The sequence below is a fragment of the Capnocytophaga stomatis genome (assembly GCF_002302635.1).
Taxonomy (GTDB): Bacteria; Bacteroidota; Bacteroidia; order Flavobacteriales; family Flavobacteriaceae; genus Capnocytophaga; species Capnocytophaga stomatis.
The window spans coordinates 2030719-2049053 of sequence record NZ_CP022387.1; the positions used below are offsets into that span (position 1 = coordinate 2030719).

Sequence of the window (18335 nt, forward strand, 5' to 3'; positions counted from 1 at the left end):
CTTTTGTTGATAATTAAAAATGGAGTTTTTATTCAACGATTATGGTTACTTCTTTTTCCACATATTCATTTTCAAGTGTATCATAGTAAGTAGCGGTTACTTTTACGGAACCTGATTTGTAGGCATCAAAAATGTGTTCGGCATTATCACGTTCTTTTCCAAAGTAATATCCGTCAGCAGCTTTCCAACGAACGGTTGCGGTTTCACTCTTTTGTGATTTTTTTGTGATGCCGCTTTCTACTTGCTTGTCATTACTCCAAGTGGTGATGCTTAGTGGAGTTTTCGACATTTTTTTAACTCTAATTTCGTCATTAACAGCTGTATCAATAGTGATTTTGTTAATTCCTAAAACAGATTTCACTTCAACAGAACTTGACGTTTCTGAGCCGTCATTTGCCGTAACGGTAATTCGTGCGATACCTCCTTTCAAAGTAGTGATGTTACCTTCACTATCCACGGAAACTACATCAGGATTGCTTGACTGCCAAGAAACATTTTTGTTGGTTGCATTTACAGGAGAAATAACATAGTTGAGCTTAAACGTAGTACCCACTGCCAAAGAAAGATTTTCTCTTACATCTAAATCAATTTGTCTTACCAATTGTACCACATTCACAGTGTGTTGAACACTCACATTGCTTCCGTCTTTACTTTTGATTGTAATTACAGAAGATTTTCCAGGTTTGTTCATTACAAAAATTTCACCTTTTTTGGCATCGGCGATTTTTACTATATCTTTATTGCTTGATTCCCATACAAGTTCCTTATTTGTCGCATTTTCCGGATAAATTTTAAAGAAAATTGATGCATTTCCGGCTTGATAATTTCCTGATTCCAATACTTCAATTCGTTCCACTAAAACTTTAGAAATATTGACTGACAATTCTTTTGTTTTTCCGGCTGAGCTGATTGAAATGACAGCATCGCCTTCTTGTAATGCTTTAATTGTGAATTTGTTTTTGTTTTGTTGCACTTCTGCTACTGAAGGTTGTGACGAAACAATTTTGAAATTTTCGTTATCTCCTCCCATTACGATAATTTCCTGTGAAGTTTGCCCGATTTGAAGTGTTAAATCTTTTTTCTCTGAAATGGTAATTTCTTGTACTGTTGGTGTAATTTCCACTTCATTTTTTGTACAAGAACCCAAAGTTATTATTCCTGCAACTGCCAAAAGGATAAATGATTTCTTCATTTGTTAAAAAAATATAGTTTTAATATTGTTTTCTTTTTTATTTATTTGAAAATATTATTTGATAAGTATTTTCTTGAAATGTTTTTAAATTTCGGTGCAAAAGTATGGTAAAAAAATACTTTTGTAAAGCATTTTAGAAATCTTTAACGGTGGATTTTTATGAAGAATAAACTTATTTTTCTGATTTACAGTAAGAAGTGTTTTTTCTCAAATACAAAAAATTATAGTTTTTTGTATTTAAAAATCTTTAATTTTTTAAGAAAAAATTTTAGAATAAGTTTGATTATTGCGTTATAAATTACATTTTTAAATAGAAATCTTTCGTTATTTCGGTGTAGGTGTCAGTATATACGTTGCGCTCTTTCTCTATAATCAATAGGTCGAAAATGCAAACTTCACTTTTTCGGTCAAAGGCAATTAAACTACGTTTTACTTCTGAATTGGCATTGCCCTTTACACGAGTGATTTTCTTCGGGAAGAGACCTTTTTCACGAGCCAATTGCACAAAATTTTCCTCTTCTGCAAATGGCACAATCACAGAAAAAACGCCTTCATCTGAAAGCAATGAGGCAACGCCTTCCACCAATGTTCCGAAAGGCAAAGAGTTTTCAAACCGAGCCTTGTTACGTGATTCGCATTCAGTTTGATAATCAGCAGTGTAAAAAGGAGGATTGGAAATAATTAGGTCGTACTTTTCATCTTGCATTTCCTCCACAAATTCTTGAAAAGAAGCAAAATAACAAAAAAGCCTGTCTGCCCAAGGGCTATTTTCGAAGTTTTCAGTACATTCGATGTATGCTTCTTCGTCAATTTCCACAGCGTCAATGGTTTCTGCATTCGTGCGTTGAGCCAACATAAGTGCAAGAACGCCCGTTCCCGCCCCAACGTCCAATATACTTTCAGGGGAATTGTCAATCGGTGTCCAAGCTCCTAAAAGTACATTATCGGTGCCTATTTTCATCGCACTTTGTGCCTGTGAAACTGAAAATTGTTTGAATTTGAAGGTCATAATAATGAGAGAATGATTACACGAACAGGAAAGCCTCTCCGTTATTTATTTTATTGGCAAAGAAGGCAATACTATTCTCGCTAAGTTGCTTTCTTAATTCATCTTTAAAAGGCTTAATAGCATAATGTATAGGGCAAGGCTCCTCTTCCGAACAGCCTTTCAAGCTCATAGAACAAGTCATAAACCTGTGTAATTCATCAATATGCTCAATAATGCTGATAAGCGGTGCTTCTTTTTCTTCATCTGAAATCCAAAATCCTCCTCCGGGTCCTTTAGTTGAGTTGATAGCTTTTTTTCTGGCTAAAGTTTGGAGTATCTTCGCCAAAAACGGAGGTGGAATGCTCAGCTTTTCTGCAATTTCTTTCACGCTAATCTTATTGGATTCAGACGAGTGAACAGCAAGATACAAAACGGCATTAATTGCGTATTTACTTGAATTGGAAAACATAATAATGTAAATAAATTGGGGGCAAAGGTATGAAAAATTTTTTTATGCCGAATATTTTTCTCCTTTGAGCTAAAAAGGCAAGGTTATCCCAAATTTTAGAATTATTTTTGCCGCCCTTTAATTGAACTTTTGCCCCGACACGAACCCGTATGAATTATTTGCTCTTTTTTGACCTTTCGTTGGATGCCGATTTCGCTACTTTTTTGCCCAATGCCTACATTGCGGAACAAAAAGGCAGTGCTTGGTATTTCTTTAAGAAGGCAAACGAAGAAACTCTTAAAAGTTTACCTCAAATAGTTTCAAATGAAAGACAAAAACAGCTTCTGGAATTGATAAATACCCTTCAGAAGCCCGTTTTGATTAAAAAGTTTGCGAAAAAGTCCGCTTCGGTGGAGGTTTTGTACAAAAATACGCAACAAAAGCAAGTAATATTGACGTATATTGAGGAAAAGACTGCACAAATTCTGCAAATTATTTCAGAAAATGACTTTTTCCTGACGGTCAATCTCAACACTAAAGATGAAATCGCTAAACAGAAAATACAAATCACCCAAAAGATTTTCCAGCCTTTCTTGGAGTTCGAAAAAACAGAAGTAGGCATCACCTATAGGCTTTCCTTATTAGATGATAATGAGCAAATTATTCCTTATCAGCATCGGATAGAATTACTAAATAATGAAAAGTCGTGGCTTGTTATCGATAAGAAATTGATAAAAGTCGCTCACATTAAGGCACTGAACGTAAAACCCTTCCTAAATAAGGCAGAAGTTTTCATTCCAGAGAAACTCATTAGCGAATATTTTGACAAATTTCTCAAAGGAATCCTCAAAAAAGTGGAAATTAACGCAAAAGGTTTCGATATTATTCATAAAAATGAAGTAATTGCAACAAAATTGCACTTAATGCACGACTTTTTTGCTAATCATTACAAAATATATCTGGAATTTGATTACGAAGGTTACGCATTTAGCAGCAACCAATCTAAAAAATCACATTCCGTATTGGAAATGAAAGCCAATGAAGAGCTTCAAATTACCAATTATAAGAGAAATCTTCAGCAAGAAACCGAAAAACACCAAGTTTTAATCAATTTAGGCTTTACAGAAAGCGAAGGAACTTTCTTTTTGAAGAAAGAAAACCCATTTGCTTCTTATTTTTATCTGTTAGAAAAGAAAAATGACTTACTTGAAGCCGATTTTTCCCTTAAAGAAATTGAAATTGACGGAAAGAAAGCTCCAATAACTCCCCCAGAACTGTTATTTTCCGAAACAAAAAGCGAAAATGACTGGTTTGACCTCAATATGAGAGTAAAACAAGGTGATTTGACCTTCCATTTTAAGGATTTGATTAAAAATATAAGAGAAAACAACCCGATTTATACGCTTTCTGACGGAAATATATTCATTATTCCGCAAGAGTGGTTCAGCAGATACGGAACTTTAATGAAGTTTGCCAAAATTTCAGAAGGAAAACTGCAACTTCCTAAGAGTAACTACGCACTTTTGGAGGAATTACCCGAATTAAAAGCACAAACACTCGTTAGTAATGTTACATACACGCCTTCACCAAACCTGAAAGCCACACTTCGTCCGTATCAGCAGGAAGGTGTGAAATGGCTTCTGGAACATCACTATAACGGATTGGGAGCTTGCCTTGCTGATGATATGGGACTTGGTAAAACCCTGCAAACCATAGCTTTGCTCGTAGATGTTCACGATAAACTTCCGGAAGTAGAGAACCATCACCCAGCAGATTTGTTCAGTTCCGTACAAAAACAAAAAGAACCTCTCCGAGTTTTGGTAATTCTCCCGTCATCTTTGGTATTTAACTGGTATGACGAAACAAAACGCTTTGCACCTCACTTCAAATGCACGCAATATGTGGGTAATGACCGTAAGGGAAAGGCAAATCGGTTGCAGAATTACGATATGATTTTCACGAGTTATCCCATCGTGACCCGAGATGCGAAAATCTTTCAAAAACAAGAGTTCCGATACATTATTTTAGATGAAAGCCAACGCATAAAGAATAAAAACTCGCAAATATTTAAAGCAATTCACGAAATTAAAGCTCAGCATAAAATTTCTTTGAGTGGAACGCCCATAGAAAACTCTTTGAGTGACTTATGGTCGCAAATGCAATTCATTAACCCCAATATTTTAGGGAGTTTTTCGCATTTTAGTAAGTATTTCAAGCATAATATTGAGAAAAAAGGCGACCTTGTTGCATTAGAAGAGCTAAAAACCATCATAAGTCCCTTTCTTTTACGCCGAACAAAGGAACAAGTACTTGATGATTTGCCTGAAATGATGGAACAAATCATATATTGCGAACTTTCTGAAGCTCAGCAGCAATGGTATGAGCGTGAAAAATCAAAAGCTCGGAATGAATTACTTCGTATAGAGCGTAAAATCACTCAATTTAACGCATTAAACGTGCTAATGAGGCTTCGGCAGATAAGCAATCATCCGAAATTGGTAGATGAAACCAGTGAAATTCCATCAGGAAAGTATGAGGAAGTGATTAATTATATGGAACTTGTGTTACATTCCGACCATAAAGCCCTTGTTTTCAGTAGTTTTGTATCACATTTGGAGATATTTGAAAAATGGTGCAATGAGCAAGGCGTACAATATGCCAAACTTACCGGAGAAGTGCCTACGCAACAGCGAAAAGCAGAAGTTGAAGCCTTTCAAAGCAATCGGCAAGTAAAATTTTTCTTCATTTCACTCAAAGCCGGAGAGGTTGGGCTCAATCTTACCGAAGCTTCACACGTACTTTTGCTTGATCCTTGGTGGAATCCCTTTTCGGAAAGGCAAGCCATCGCTCGTGCACATCGATTAGGGCAGAAAAACAAGGTAAATGTGGCTCGTTTTGTATCTAAAAACACAATTGAAGAAAAAATCATCAAACTACAACAAACTAAAAAAGAACTTTCACAAAATATCGTTGAAGAAACTGCATTAGTTGCTGAGGTTATCGAAAAAATTGATGAAATTTTAGAATAATATTTTAATAAACAAATTTTTCTAACAATAAAAATTTATTTAAAACGAGATAAAATAATCAGTAAACAGATATAAAATCTTTATAAAGTATTGTTTTAATATGCACAAATGAATGATTTGAAGGTAAAAATCATTTATTTGTGCTTATTTTTTTATTTTTTAAGCTCATAAATAACAAAATTGACCGTATAAATGCTGTTTTTGTTTGATAAAATGGTGAAAAATAATATATAATTCAATTTTTTGACAGAAAAAATGATATATCAAACTTGCTGATTCATTTCTGAAAGTTGATAATTCATTTCTGAATATTGATAATTTATTTATGAAGTTTGCTGATTGATTTATGCAAGTTGCTAATTCATTTCTGCAAGTTGCTAATTCATTTCTGTATCTTGCTAATTGATTTCTGTAGTTTGATAAATTACTTCTAACTGATAAAAAATAAAAAAAAGAAAGGCAAGATATTACTCTTGCCTTTCGATTATAAATTATTATGTATTGATATTTTATTTCTGTTTATTGAATACGGATAAAATAAAATTGATATCTTATTACTTGTAGATTAAATATTTCTTCCGTGTTTGTTTGAATTTATCCAGAGCGGGTTGCCACGTTTTCCGTATTTCGTCATCGCTTTTCTGGTCGATGATTTGTTGTTTCAGTGTGGCGTTTCCTGCAATCTTATTGAAAGAGGAAGTGAAAAAAGGCATTTTTACTCCCTTCGATTGCTCGAGGGCTTTTTTCAGCCAAGTAAAATTCAACTTCGATAAGGTAGGATGATTCCTCAAATCTTCTCCATAGCAAACCTTTCCGTTGAACATAGGCTTCTTGTCGCCTTCATTGGGTTTCGGGGTAAAGCTAAAGGAAGTATTTTCGAGGTATGGTGAGCCATATACCTGAAATTGCCACGAAGTTCCGCGTCCCATACTAATATTTGTGCCTTCAAAGAAACACAAGCTGGGATAAAGGTTGATAGAAACATCGTTGGGCAAGTTCGGCGAGGGTTTTACCGGCAAACTGTAAGGCGTTTGATGCGTGTAATTGGCAAGAGGGATAACCTTGAGGTTGGCAACCAAATTATTGTTGAGCCACTTCTCTCCGTTAATCATCTGCCCGTATTCACCAATGGTCATTGCGTAAACTACAGGGACAGGATGCATCCCGATGAAGCTCTTAAACTCAGGTTCGAGTACGGGACCGTCAATGTAGTGAGCATTGGGGTTAGGTCGGTCAAGAACCACGACGGGTAATTGTTGTTCGGCACAGGCTTCCATAACATAATGCAGGGTAGAGATGTAAGTATAGAAACGCACCCCGACATCTTGCAAATCAAAAAGGACTACGTCAAGGTCTGCGAGTTGTTCTTTGGTAGGTTTTTTGTTTTTTCCGTAAAGTGACACGATAGGAAGCCCGGTTTTGCTGTCTTTACCGTCTTTTACCACTTCACCGGCGTCGGCTTGCCCGCGAAAACCGTGTTCCGGAGCAAAAACCTTGATAACTTTCACGTCTTTCTTTAAAAGTGTATCAACCAGATGAACATATTTGCCGTTTTGGGTCTTTACAATTCCGGTTTGATTGGTAACTATCCCAACTTTTTTGTTCTGTAAGAGAGTAAGATACAAATCCATTCGGTTTGCTCCCAAAATAATTTCCTGCGAAGTTTCCTGAGTGGGTGTGAAGGCTTTGTTGGTGATTTTTTGTCCATTATTTTTGCACGAAGCCATCAAGAATAGCAAAAAAATTGTATTTTTGACCTTTCTAATAAAAAAGTTACGGTTGAATTTTCCATTTTTCATAGCACGACGAATTATTTTTTCGAAATCGGACAAAAGTACAGTATCTTCTCCAATTATCAAAATGGCGATAGTGGCTATTGCTGTCGGGATAATGATGATGCTCGTTGCCATTGCTACCGGAATGGGCTTGCAACGAAAAATACGAGAGAAAATTGTTGCCTTTCAGGGACATATTCAAATCTACAACTACGATAACAACGCTTCGGAAGTTTCCATAAAACCTATTTCCATTCATCAGGATTTTTATCCGAAATTCGCAAATATTCCCGAAATTACGCATATTCAGGCGGTAGCTACCAAAGGAGGAATTGTCCGTACCGAAAACAGTTATGAGGCAATCTTAGCCAAAGGGGTAGGGAAGGACTACAATTGGGAATTAATGAAGGAATTCATAAAAGAAGGACGTATTCCTAATTTTAAAGAAGAAGAAATCAGTAATGAAATTCTCATTTCGGAATATTTCGCTAACAGGTTGAATTTGAAACTCGGAGATAGCTGTCACGCCATCTTTCTGAAAGATGAAAGTTCACAAATGCCTAATCAGAGGAATTTTAAAATTGTTGGGATTTACAATAGTGGTTTTCAGGAATTTGATGCATCATATATTTTTACGGATATTAGGCAAATTCAGCGTATTAATCAGTGGAAAGCGGAAGAAATCGGCAACTTTGAAGTTTTTATCAATGACTTTGATAAAATAGAATCAGTAGGAATGAAAGTTTACGGGGAAACGGTTTCACATCTTGATTCACAAACAATTATCCAGAAGTATCCTTTTATTTTTGAGTGGTTGGGAATGTTTGATTTTAATATTTACCTCATCATCGGGATAATGATTATCGTTGGCGGGTTCAATATGATAACTGCTATTTTGGTGTTAATTCTGGAAAAAACTCCGATGATAGGAACTTTAAAAAGTTTGGGTGCGACGGATAAAAGCATTCAAGGAATATTTTTGTATAACGCTGCGTATATTATCTCTTTGGGGCTTTTTTGGGGAAATGTATTGGGATTATTATTGCTTTTCCTTCAGCAGAAATACAGTTTGTTGAAGTTAGACCCAAGTACTTATTATGTAACGGAAGTCCCAATTTATATTGAACCATTGATTATTTTGTTCTTAAACATTGGTGTTTTATTCCTCTGCTTGATGATTTTGCTTTTGCCTACTTACGTTATAACTAAAATATCTCCTACAAAATCAATGAAATTTTCTTAATAGTTATTGAGTTTAGAAACGGAAAAAGTTGAAACATTTTTTGAGGAAAAATGTCTGTTAATTTGTAATTGCTGTTGATTCTTTCTTTTTTGTATATTTGCATTTTCACAATGGTTATGAACGAAGTCAAAAAAATTATTGATAATATCAAAAAGGGGAATATTGCCCCGATTTACTTCCTGATGGGGGAGGAGCCTTATTTTATTGATGTGATTTCGGATTATATTGAGGAAAATATCCTTTCGGAAGACGAAAAGGGATTCAACCAGATGGTACTTTATGGTCAAGATGTATCGGTTGCCGATATTATCAATAATGCAAAACGCTTCCCGATGATGGCTCCTTATCAGGTAATTATCGTAAAAGAAGCTCAGAATTTGGGGAATTCGGTGGAAGATTTGGTTTCGTACGTGGAAAATTACACGCCAACAACCGTTTTGGTAATCTGCTACAAGTACAAGACTCTTGATAAACGCAAAAAACTGGTGAAAGCTCTGGGGAAAAATTGTGTTCTTTTTGAAAGTAAGAAACTTTACGACAGAGATGTGATGAATTGGATTCCAGCCATTTTGAAAGAAAAAGGTTATGCAATTCATCCGCAAGCTACGCAAATGCTTGTAGAGTTTTTGGGAACAGATTTAAGCCGAATTCAAAATGAAATAGATAAACTTACTTTGATAGTTTCGCAAAATACGGAAATCACTCCTGATATTATTGAAAGAAATATAGGAATCAGCAAAGAATTTAATAATTTTGAATTACGAAAAGCAATTGGCGAAAAAGATGAATTCAAAGCGGTACGTATTATACGGTATTTTGCTGATAACCCGAAAGATAACCCTATTGTTGTTACTCTTGGTACTCTTTACAGTTTTTTTCAGCAACTTTTGGCTTATCACGGGCTTAGTGACCAAACTGATAAAAACGTAGCAAGTGTACTGAAAATCAATCCGTATTTTGTTAAAGAATATCATACGGCAGCTCGCAACTACCCGATGAAGAGAGTTAGTGCCATAATTGCCGGGCTTCGGGAAGTAGATATGAAAAGCAAAGGAGTGGGGGCAGTGAATGCTCCTCAAGCCGACCTACTCAAAGAACTAATCATAAATATCTTAAGAAATTAAAATTTACTGAGGAATATCGGTATAAAAGCATTATGCGACGGTTTTTCACTGAAAAAATATAAAAGATGTCAGAAATTTCAAAAAGCAATAAACAAACCTTCAAACAACTTTATCATTTTGTAAAGCCCTATCGCTTTACTTTTTTTGTAGTTGCTTTTTTGTCCGTTTTGGCCTCATTACTCGCCACTGCTCAGCCTTATCTTATCAAAACCGCTATTGACGATTACATTATTCCTAAAAATTACGAAGGGCTTCTTGTCATCACATATATTTTGGTTGCAACATTAGTGACAGAAGTTCTTGTGCAATTCTTGTTTGCTTATTCTGCAAGTTGGTTGGGACAAACTGTAATCAGAGATGTTCGCAAAAAGCTCTTCGCTCATTTGTTGCGTTTTAAAATGGCATATTATGATAAATCATCTGTAGGTGTGTTAGTTACGCGTGCAGTGAATGATATGGAACGCATTGGTGAAGTTTTCAGTTCGGGGCTTTTTGAAATCATAAGCGATTTGCTGAAAATGGTAGTAATAACAATTGTTATGCTCGTGATTGATTGGCGATTAGCGTTAATAAGTTTTATGGCGATGCCTTTCATTTTGTATATGACGCGATGGTTTCAAAAATCAATGAAATCAGCTTTTGTTGAGGTTCGTAAAGAAGTTGCCAATCTGAATTCCTTTGTGCAAGAACGAATTTCGGGAATGAAAATTGTGCAGCTTTTCACGCAAGAAAAAGGAGAATTTGAGAAATTTAAAAAAATCAATGAAAAACATAAAAAAGGTTGGCTCAGAACGATTTGGTATAACTCTATTTTTTTTCCTATAGGAGATTTGTGTGTATCTATCACGATAGCTGTAATTGTCTGGTACGGAGGATTTAACGCTATTTCTGAAAATATATTTGATTTAGGAGTTATATTTTTGTTTATCCAGCTTACACAGATGTTATTTCGCCCGCTTAGGCATATTGCTGATAAATTTAATACTTTGCAAATGGGCGTAATAGCCTCTCAACGTGTATTTTCCATTTTAAATACAACGGCAGACCTTGAAAAAGAAGGAACTAAAGAACTCACAAACGTAAAAGGCAATATCCGATTTGAAAACGTTCGTTTTGAATATGTTGAAGGTGAGGAAATTCTACGTGGAATAAGTTTTGAGGCAAAACAAGGTGAAACAATAGCCATTGTTGGGGCAACAGGAGCAGGTAAAACAACGATTATCAATCTGTTAAATCGTTTTTATGATATTAAGTCGGGAGCAATTTATATTGATGATATCGATATCAAAACGCTGACTTTGTCTTCATTACGCGAGCATATTGCAGTAGTGTTGCAAGATGTGTTTTTGTTTGCCGATAGTGTTTTGAACAACATTACATTGAAAAATCCGAATATCAAAGAAGAAGATGTAATTGAAGCAGCAAAAAGCATTGGTGTACACGATTTTTTGATGAAACTTCCTGACGGATATCATTATAACGTGAAAGAAAGAGGAACGATGCTCTCAGCAGGGCAACGTCAGTTAATAGCCTTTTTGCGTGCGTATATGAGTAAACCTGAGATACTTATTCTTGATGAAGCCACTTCGTCAGTTGATTCACATTCGGAAAAAATGATTCAGGAAGCCACCGACAAAATAACCCAAGGACGAACCTCCATCATCATTGCTCACCGACTTACCACGGTTAAAAAGGCAGATAAAATCATTGTGTTGGATAAAGGAAATATCGTGGAAATAGGCACTCACGATGAGTTACTTCAGCTTGAAAACGGGTATTACCGAAATCTTTACGAAGTGCAATTCAAAACAGAAAACGTTTAAAAACTTTGTTCTATAATCAATTTAAGTTTGAATTATTGAAAAATAAAAAATCTGCCAAAAGGTGTCTTAAGGCAGATTTTTCGAGTTAAAGTACTTGTTTTAAACCAAAATATTCACTTCTAATTTGTTAGAAATCAGTTTGCTGATATACTCCTCTAATTCGGGAATTTTTACACTTTCCAAAACTGTGTTTGCAAAAGCGTAAGTGAGCAATGCCTCACCTTCTTTTTTAGGAATTCCACGTGTTTGCAGGTAGAAAAGAGCCTCTTTGTTGAGTTCTCCTACCGTACATCCGTGCGAGCATTTCACATCATCAGCGAAGATTTCCAACTGTGGTTTTGTATTGATGTTAGCCTTATCTGAAAGCAAAATTGTATCGTTTTGCTGATAAGCATTAGTTTTCTGAGCAATTTTCTCAACCATAATTTTTCCGTTGAAAACGCCCGTGCTTTTGTCGGATAAAATGGCTTTATAATCTTGATGGCTTTCGCAATTTGGTTCAGCGTGATTGACCAACGTGTAATGGTCAACATGCTGATTTCCTGACAGAATTGTAACGCCTTTCAAAGTTGATTCCAAATGCTCTCCGTGATGGAAGAAATTTAAGTTATTACGTGTTAAATCACCTCCGAAAGAAAATGTATGTACTGAAGCGTTACTGTTTTCTTTTTGCGAAATATATGTATTGTCAATTAGTGACGCTTGTGAATTATCATTCTGAATTTTGTAATAATCCAAAATTGCATTTTCACGGACAAAAACTTCAGTTACAGTGTTGGTAAGCACAGGATTTTGCGATAAACTTTGGTGAATTTCAATGATTTTCACTTGTGCGTTTTCGCCTACTTCCACAACATTTCGAGGTTGATGACAAATTGCCCCATCCGAATTAGTTGTAATGTAGAGTAATTGTATTGGTTTTTCAATTGCTTTGCTTTTAGGAATATAGATGCAAATTCCTTCCTTGGCAAAGGCTGTGTTCAATGCGGTAAAAACATCGTCTTTACGTGTTTCTTGATTGAAATGTTTCGTAACAAACTCCTTATTATCAGAAGATTTTAAAATGTCACTCAAAGGCGAAATCATAAAATCATTTGACTGAATATCAGATAATTCAGGAATAAAATCTCCGTCAACAAAAACAACATTATAACTATTGCATTCAGCTAAAAACGGACGAATTTGCTCTTTCGTAACTTGATTTTTTACTTTCGGAAACAAAGAAAAATCATTTTTCAGCAATGCCGAAAGTGAGGTGTATTTCCACGCCTCGTCTTTTTTCGTAGGAAATCCTTTCTTTTCAAAAACCGAAATAGCTTCCTTACGTGTATCTTTTAATATATCCTCCTTATTTTCAAATGTTTCAAAGGATGATAGCCAATTTTCTTTTAAGTTCATTTTTTTAGTATAGTAATTTTTTAAAATAAATTTCCTTCTTTATCCTAAGAAGTCCGCAAAGGTACGAAAAAAATTAATTTGATGAGCAAAATATTTACGTCAATGATTTAAAATCTGTATTTTTTTCCGTACAAAAATTAAAAAGAGCTGCCTCAAGAAAGGCAACTCTCATTAATTCCCTTAGTTATTTCAGAAAGATTATTCGTTAATTTTAATTTTCCAAAGTCCGCGAAGCTCGCCCATTTTATAGTTAGTAGCTTTGTCGTTTGGGTACTTTTGCGATATTATTTGCAAGGCTTCGGGGGTGATTTCAGCTTGCGGATTACCGTGACAAGCCAAGCAAGTGGGCATTCCCAGCGGAATGGCTTTATAGTAGTAAACCTCGTTTCCTTCCTGCAAAATCAAATGTTTTTCTTTGGAAGAATCTCCCATTAAAGTTGAAATTTCATCCCAAGCTTTTTTGTCTAACTCGGAAGAGATAGCATTATTAGGATTGCGGTTTTTGTTGGAAACACGCTGAATATGATGCTTATTGGAAAGCGAGTCTGTCAGGAAAACAGCTTTTTCGCTACAGAAATCCACAGCGTGAACGGCACCACCTTCCTTCATCTTTGCGGAAACGTTCATTAGCAGAACTTTCTGTGTTTGGGTGGCAATGCTGTCTCCCAACGTCAAATAATTGGCAATCTCAGTTTCGGTTAGCTTTCTTGAATGGTTGCAACTTACTAAAAGAAGCCCAACTGTAATAAAAAATATCCGTTTCATTTTAATAAGATTTAGGTTCAAATTTATAATAAAATATTGAGAAATAAAAATTTATTATTTCTTGTTTTCTGAAAAATATCTTATATTTTTACTTAAATATAACTGGTTAAATCAATGATTTCTCCGTTAGAATCATCTTTAAAAATTAATTGAAATCCTTCAAACTCTTTGAGCTTTTGAAGACGAGGCAAGAAGGCTTCCAAAATTTCCTTTTGTCGGGTAGCCCAATCCGTATGGGGAGTAAACTGACTTAATTTGCGTTGATAGGCTAACTTATCGGTTATACTTTCATCTTTACGCCAGTTGAGTTGCTTTAAAAGTTCGTACACAGGCGAATTTTCCTCAGGTTTAGGCGAAAAATAAAGCCATAGAATTCCTTCTATTTTATGTAATTGAAGAGGAGGAGTGTCCGTATCTCTTTCATAATTATACCTTTCGTTTCGGTAAGGAAAACCGATTTCTTTCTCCAAAAGTTCTTCTAAATCTTCGCGAGTGATAAGTCCCTGATAGCTATCTTCACCTTTGCCATAGCTCACTTTAAACGTATGAGTAAACCATTCCCGCTGATAAAGTTCTGAAACAATACGTTGCTTTTCTTCTGACAGATAAGGCAAATGCGTGCGAAGCATATTAGTAATATTCTCTCTGAAACTACCGTCCATTATTAATCCTTCTTCGTAAACATCACAAATCGACTTGCAAAGTTCGGCAAAGATAAAGTCTTCCAAGTTCTTTGCTAATACTTCAAGCTCAATATCATCGTGAGGAAGCAACACAATCAGCGGCTGGTCTGCTTCAATTTCTTCGGGGAAGTGATACCAAAAGCAATAATAATCACCTCCACCCGTTTGTCCGAAAGGTACAAACAGATAGTCAGGATTTATTTCACGATAATCATCAGGGTCACGCATCTCTTCGATGACAGATTGAATTTCTTCTATGGGTGTTAGTTCAAAATCCTGACCATAAAGCAATAGGGGAGGGTTCTCTTTTAACTTCGGATAGGTTAATTGAAACCAATCAGACGAGGATTCTCCGCTATCAAGCATTTTATTTTTGTATAATTCTTTATATAATTCAGGATATTTAAACCTAAATTCTTGTTCTAAGGCTTCTAACTTTTTCATTGTTTGTATGTTTGTTTTAGTTTTTTTATTCTGTTGATTTGCAAAATTACTAAGTTAGTTTGTTATCCTTGCATTCCGCCAAAAGATAATTTTTTCTTTTTGTCTGTTTCAATTACAAGGGTATGTCCATTGAAATAATCAGGAGAAGTTATAAGATTTATCTCAGCACTTTCTATTGAACCATCTTCCAAATATACTGAAATATCCTCAATATGAATTCCTTTTATCAGTGTTTCTTCAGTAATTGGTTCTGTTAAAATAGTTTTATCATAAAGGGTTGCTTTTCCTTTTTTACGTATTTCTTCCGAAATCCAATCGTTGAAAGTATCTAAAAAGTTTTCATATTCCAAAGCAAAGCTAAGGATAGTTTCACGATTATCTTCTATCCATTGCACATAATTTACAATTGCTTTTTTGGAATCATAATCGCCAATGATGTTAATTTCAGTTTCCTTTTCCCAAAGAATAGCTGAAGTTTGCCATTTATCATCTTCGTCAGTAGACTTAAACTCTCCTAAAATTATTTTATTTCCTACGTAAGAAATAACTTTTTCCTCCTTAGGTTTTTTCTGAAAGATTTCAGGAATTGGTTCGTTTTTACTTGTGGCTAAAGCTCTTTGATACGATGCAATATCTTCTTTTACACATTTTGTAGGAGCTGTTATTCGTTGTTTTTTAACATAATCTAACAGTTTATTTTTTTCAATGAGAAGTATCTCCATTGCTGAAGTTAAGAAGATTGTTTGCGGAAAGCCCAAGTAAGTTACTCCTTTTTCTTTTTCGGGTTTACCAAATTTATCGTTGATGTAAAGGCAAACTAAAGTCTGATTTTCTAAAAAGAACTGATGAATTTCATCAATTGAAAGGTCGGAAAACTTACATTGATTACTGATGATATTGTATAATTGTAATTCCATTTCATTGTAAATATCAATATGATATTCTTGGCTTAACTGCTTTATTAATGCTTGATATTCCGAGGTTTCTACTATTTTCTTTAAATCTTGAATGCTGATACTCATAGCTTTTGATATTTACGATACGGATAATTTCTTTTTATTGTAATTAGAAAATAATTATTTTCTATGGATATTTTTACAGATACTTAAATAACATCAAAAGGCTTTCTATGTTTGTTTTTATAGAAAGCCTTATGGATTTTGAATACATCATAAGTAGCAAATTACTTTTTCTTAAAGGTCGCTACTTTAATCATATCGGATAACATCTTGCCAGGGCGAAAGAGAATGTGAGCAGACTTCACTTTGGCCCCCGTAACTTCTTCTTCTTTTTCCGATGGAGAGCCCGTAATTCCCATTTGAAGCGTAAAGTATTCTCCCACACGAACTATTTTCCCTTCGGACAAATCGTGCGTTACTTTTGTTAAAACTGTTTCAAGCACTGCCAAAATATCTGCTTTTGACACAGTTGAAACCGACGAAGCATACATCGCTAAATCATTGAGGTTTGTTTCACCATCTCCCACAGCTTGCGGATACTACTTAGCGGATTCTGTAGGTTTTTGCGGGTTTCTTTTCTGAACTGCTTTAATTTTAATTGCCATAAATACCTTTCTTTTTTAATTAAACAAACTAAATTTTCATCACTTATCTCATTTGTAATCTATGAGATAGATAAGACAAATTTAGATAAATAAAATGATAAAAACTAATATTTTAACAAATATTTAATATTGTTGGTTTTGTTTAGGTTGATAAATTCTCTCTTGAAATAAAGTATTTCTTCTATACTAAATTGAAAAATGAAAAATTACATTTCTGCAAATTCAAAAGAATGTTCACAAAAAACATCAGGAGCTTTTTATGAAAACATCAAGAGCTTTTACTGAAAAGATACTGAGCTTTTTGGTAAAACATCAGGAACTATCAGAGGAAAGGGCATTAGAGAGAGAATGAGAGGTAAGTAAATGGAAATGAGGGTAATTTGCGCCATATCTCGGTGGTTTGCATTGAGGGATAAAGTGCAGAAAGCGTGGATTTGTGCAGAAGTTCCGTTACCAAATCGTTAGTCCATTCTCCGAATGGTAACGAAGAGGCAGGAGAAGGTAACCGACAGAAGAGTATTCGGTAACTCACCTTTCCGTCGTTACGGTACTTATGCTTTGTACCACAATGTTTTGCGTAGCTGAAAACGCTTCGGTAACGGGTAACTTTGCCCATAAAAAAGAAGCGTATGCAAACAGACAAATTCAAGGTGTTGCTCTACCTCAAAAAGAGCGGATTGGACAAATCGGGGCAAGCTCCGATAATGGGGCGTATAACCTATGGGCGAACCATCGCCCAATTCAGTTGTAAACTCTCGTGCGACCCGAAGTTGTGGAATGCTCGTGAGAGCAGGTTGAACGGCAAAAGCCGTGAAGCGGTGGCAACGAATGGCAAGTTGGAACGCTTGCTTCTCTCGGTGCAGTCGGCTTATCGACTCCTTTGCGAGCGAGGTGCAGTCTTTACGGCAACTGACATCAAGGAGCAGTTTCAAGGAAGTATGCAAAGCCAGACAACCTTCTTGGAGCGATACGACCGAATGGTCAAGGAGATGGAGCAAAAGGTGGGTATAGAAATAAAGGCGACGACTTTAAACAGTTACTACACTACTCGTAAGCATCTGCAAGCCTTTATCTGTGAGAAGTACCACACGACAGATATTTCTTTCGGACAGATAGAGGAAGATTTCTTGGAATGCTTGCAACATTATTCTGTTGGGAAGCTGGGGCATTCGCAAGGTCATTATCGTAAGATGGCTTTGGCGGTGAAGAAAGTCTGCCGCTTGGCGTATCGTGAGGGCTTGACAGAGCGACAACTATTCGCTTACGTAGAGATAGAACGAGGAGAGAACAAACAACCTCGTGCGTTGGACAGAGCTTCATTGGATAAGTTGCAAGCCTTGATTTTTGAACCGCATGAAATAGAGTTGGAGACTGCTCGCAATCTCTTTCTCTTTTCTTGCTTTACGGGGGTCGCCTATTGCGATATGGTCGCCCTTGGTCGGAAGCATCTCTTTACGGACGATGAGGGGGCGTTGTGGCTGAAGTTCCGCAGACAAAAGACCGATACGCTTTGTCGTGTAAAGCTCTTGCCTGAAGCCGTACACTTGATAGAGCATTTTCAATCTGACGAACGAAACACGCTCTTTGCTCCCATTGCCTATTCGGCTTATCTTACCCAAATCAAAGCCTTACAACTTCGGGCTGGCATTTCTATTCCCCTTTCGGCACATGTCGGGAGGCACACCTTTGCCACGCTAATAACATTGGAGCGAGGTGTTCCCATCGAGACGGTCAGCCGAATGCTGGGGCATAGCAACATCCAAACGACCGAACGATACGCCCACGTCACCCCGAAAAAGCTCTTCGATGAGTTCGAGCGATTTCTCTCTTTCACCGAAAACTTAACCTTAACTCTATAA

Annotated in this window: 15 protein-coding genes; 5 read left to right on the top strand and 10 right to left on the bottom strand. The window is 35.9% G+C overall.

Going from position 1 to position 18335, the window contains the following annotated elements:
* Positions 1–28 precede the first annotated feature (28 nt).
* From CGC58_RS09010 to CGC58_RS09020, 3 genes are all read right to left on the bottom strand, one after another.
* A complete protein-coding gene (locus CGC58_RS09010; protein WP_095896415.1) occupies positions 29–1192 on the bottom strand; it encodes an Ig-like domain-containing protein in 1164 nt (387 codons plus the stop codon).
* Positions 1193–1490: 298 nt separating this feature from the next.
* Positions 1491–2201 (bottom strand): tRNA1(Val) (adenine(37)-N6)-methyltransferase, encoded by a 711-nt coding sequence (locus CGC58_RS09015; RefSeq protein WP_095896416.1) that lies wholly within the window; start codon positions 2199–2201, stop codon positions 1491–1493.
* 16 nt (positions 2202–2217) lie between these two features.
* Positions 2218–2649: an RrF2 family transcriptional regulator gene (locus CGC58_RS09020; protein WP_095896417.1), complete on the bottom strand. Its 432-nt coding sequence runs from the start codon at positions 2647–2649 to the stop codon at positions 2218–2220.
* A 149-nt stretch (positions 2650–2798) separates the two neighbouring features.
* Here CGC58_RS09020 and CGC58_RS09025 point away from each other — a divergent pair, with 149 nt between their 5' ends.
* On the top strand, positions 2799–5657 hold the full coding sequence (locus tag CGC58_RS09025; protein WP_095896418.1) for a DEAD/DEAH box helicase: 2859 nt from the start codon (positions 2799–2801) through the stop codon (positions 5655–5657).
* A 554-nt stretch (positions 5658–6211) separates the two neighbouring features.
* Here the strand turns inward: CGC58_RS09025 and CGC58_RS09030 are convergent.
* Positions 6212–7567, bottom strand: coding sequence for an exo-beta-N-acetylmuramidase NamZ family protein (locus CGC58_RS09030; RefSeq protein ID WP_198540720.1), 1356 nt, complete (start codon positions 7565–7567; stop codon positions 6212–6214).
* Here CGC58_RS09030 and CGC58_RS09035 point away from each other — a divergent pair.
* From CGC58_RS09035 to CGC58_RS09045, 3 genes are all read left to right on the top strand, one after another.
* Entirely contained in the window at positions 7518–8675 is a 1158-nt protein-coding gene (locus tag CGC58_RS09035) for an ABC transporter permease (RefSeq protein WP_095897179.1), read from the top strand. The two genes, CGC58_RS09030 and CGC58_RS09035, sit on opposite strands and share 50 nt — an antisense overlap.
* Before the next feature lie 116 nt (positions 8676–8791).
* Positions 8792–9799 carry a DNA polymerase III subunit delta gene (holA, locus tag CGC58_RS09040; RefSeq protein ID WP_095897181.1) on the top strand — a complete coding sequence of 336 codons (1008 nt, stop codon included), beginning with the start codon at positions 8792–8794 and terminating at the stop codon, positions 9797–9799.
* Between the two features lie 65 nt (positions 9800–9864).
* The gene (locus CGC58_RS09045; protein WP_095896419.1) at positions 9865–11622 is read left to right on the top strand and encodes an ABC transporter ATP-binding protein; all 1758 of its coding nucleotides are present in this window, start codon (positions 9865–9867) and stop codon (positions 11620–11622) included.
* 99 nt (positions 11623–11721) lie between these two features.
* Here the strand turns inward: CGC58_RS09045 and sufD are convergent, their stop codons facing one another.
* The 6 genes from sufD to CGC58_RS12705 form a co-directional block, all read right to left on the bottom strand.
* Positions 11722–13020: a Fe-S cluster assembly protein SufD gene (gene sufD / locus CGC58_RS09050; RefSeq protein ID WP_095896420.1), complete on the bottom strand. Its 1299-nt coding sequence runs from the start codon at positions 13018–13020 to the stop codon at positions 11722–11724.
* 198 nt (positions 13021–13218) lie between these two features.
* Positions 13219–13785: a Tll0287-like domain-containing protein gene (locus tag CGC58_RS09055; protein WP_095896421.1), complete on the bottom strand. Its 567-nt coding sequence runs from the start codon at positions 13783–13785 to the stop codon at positions 13219–13221.
* A gap of 92 nt (positions 13786–13877) precedes the next feature.
* Positions 13878–14912: an SMI1/KNR4 family protein gene (locus CGC58_RS09060; RefSeq protein ID WP_095896422.1), complete on the bottom strand. Its 1035-nt coding sequence runs from the start codon at positions 14910–14912 to the stop codon at positions 13878–13880.
* Between the two features lie 62 nt (positions 14913–14974).
* Complete coding sequence (locus tag CGC58_RS09065) at positions 14975–15934, bottom strand: DUF2262 domain-containing protein (RefSeq protein WP_095896423.1); 960 nt, start codon at positions 15932–15934, stop codon at positions 14975–14977.
* Positions 15935–16095: 161 nt separating this feature from the next.
* Positions 16096–16398, bottom strand: coding sequence for an HU family DNA-binding protein (locus CGC58_RS09070; RefSeq protein WP_232748818.1), 303 nt, complete (start codon positions 16396–16398; stop codon positions 16096–16098).
* A gap of 415 nt (positions 16399–16813) precedes the next feature.
* Positions 16814–17092, bottom strand: a complete 279-nt coding sequence (locus CGC58_RS12705) for a hypothetical protein (protein WP_155284570.1) — start codon at positions 17090–17092, stop codon at positions 16814–16816.
* Positions 17093–17105: 13 nt separating this feature from the next.
* Here CGC58_RS12705 and CGC58_RS09075 point away from each other — a divergent pair, with 13 nt between their 5' ends.
* Positions 17106–18335 carry a site-specific integrase gene (locus CGC58_RS09075; protein WP_095896424.1) on the top strand — a complete coding sequence of 410 codons (1230 nt, stop codon included), beginning with the start codon at positions 17106–17108 and terminating at the stop codon, positions 18333–18335.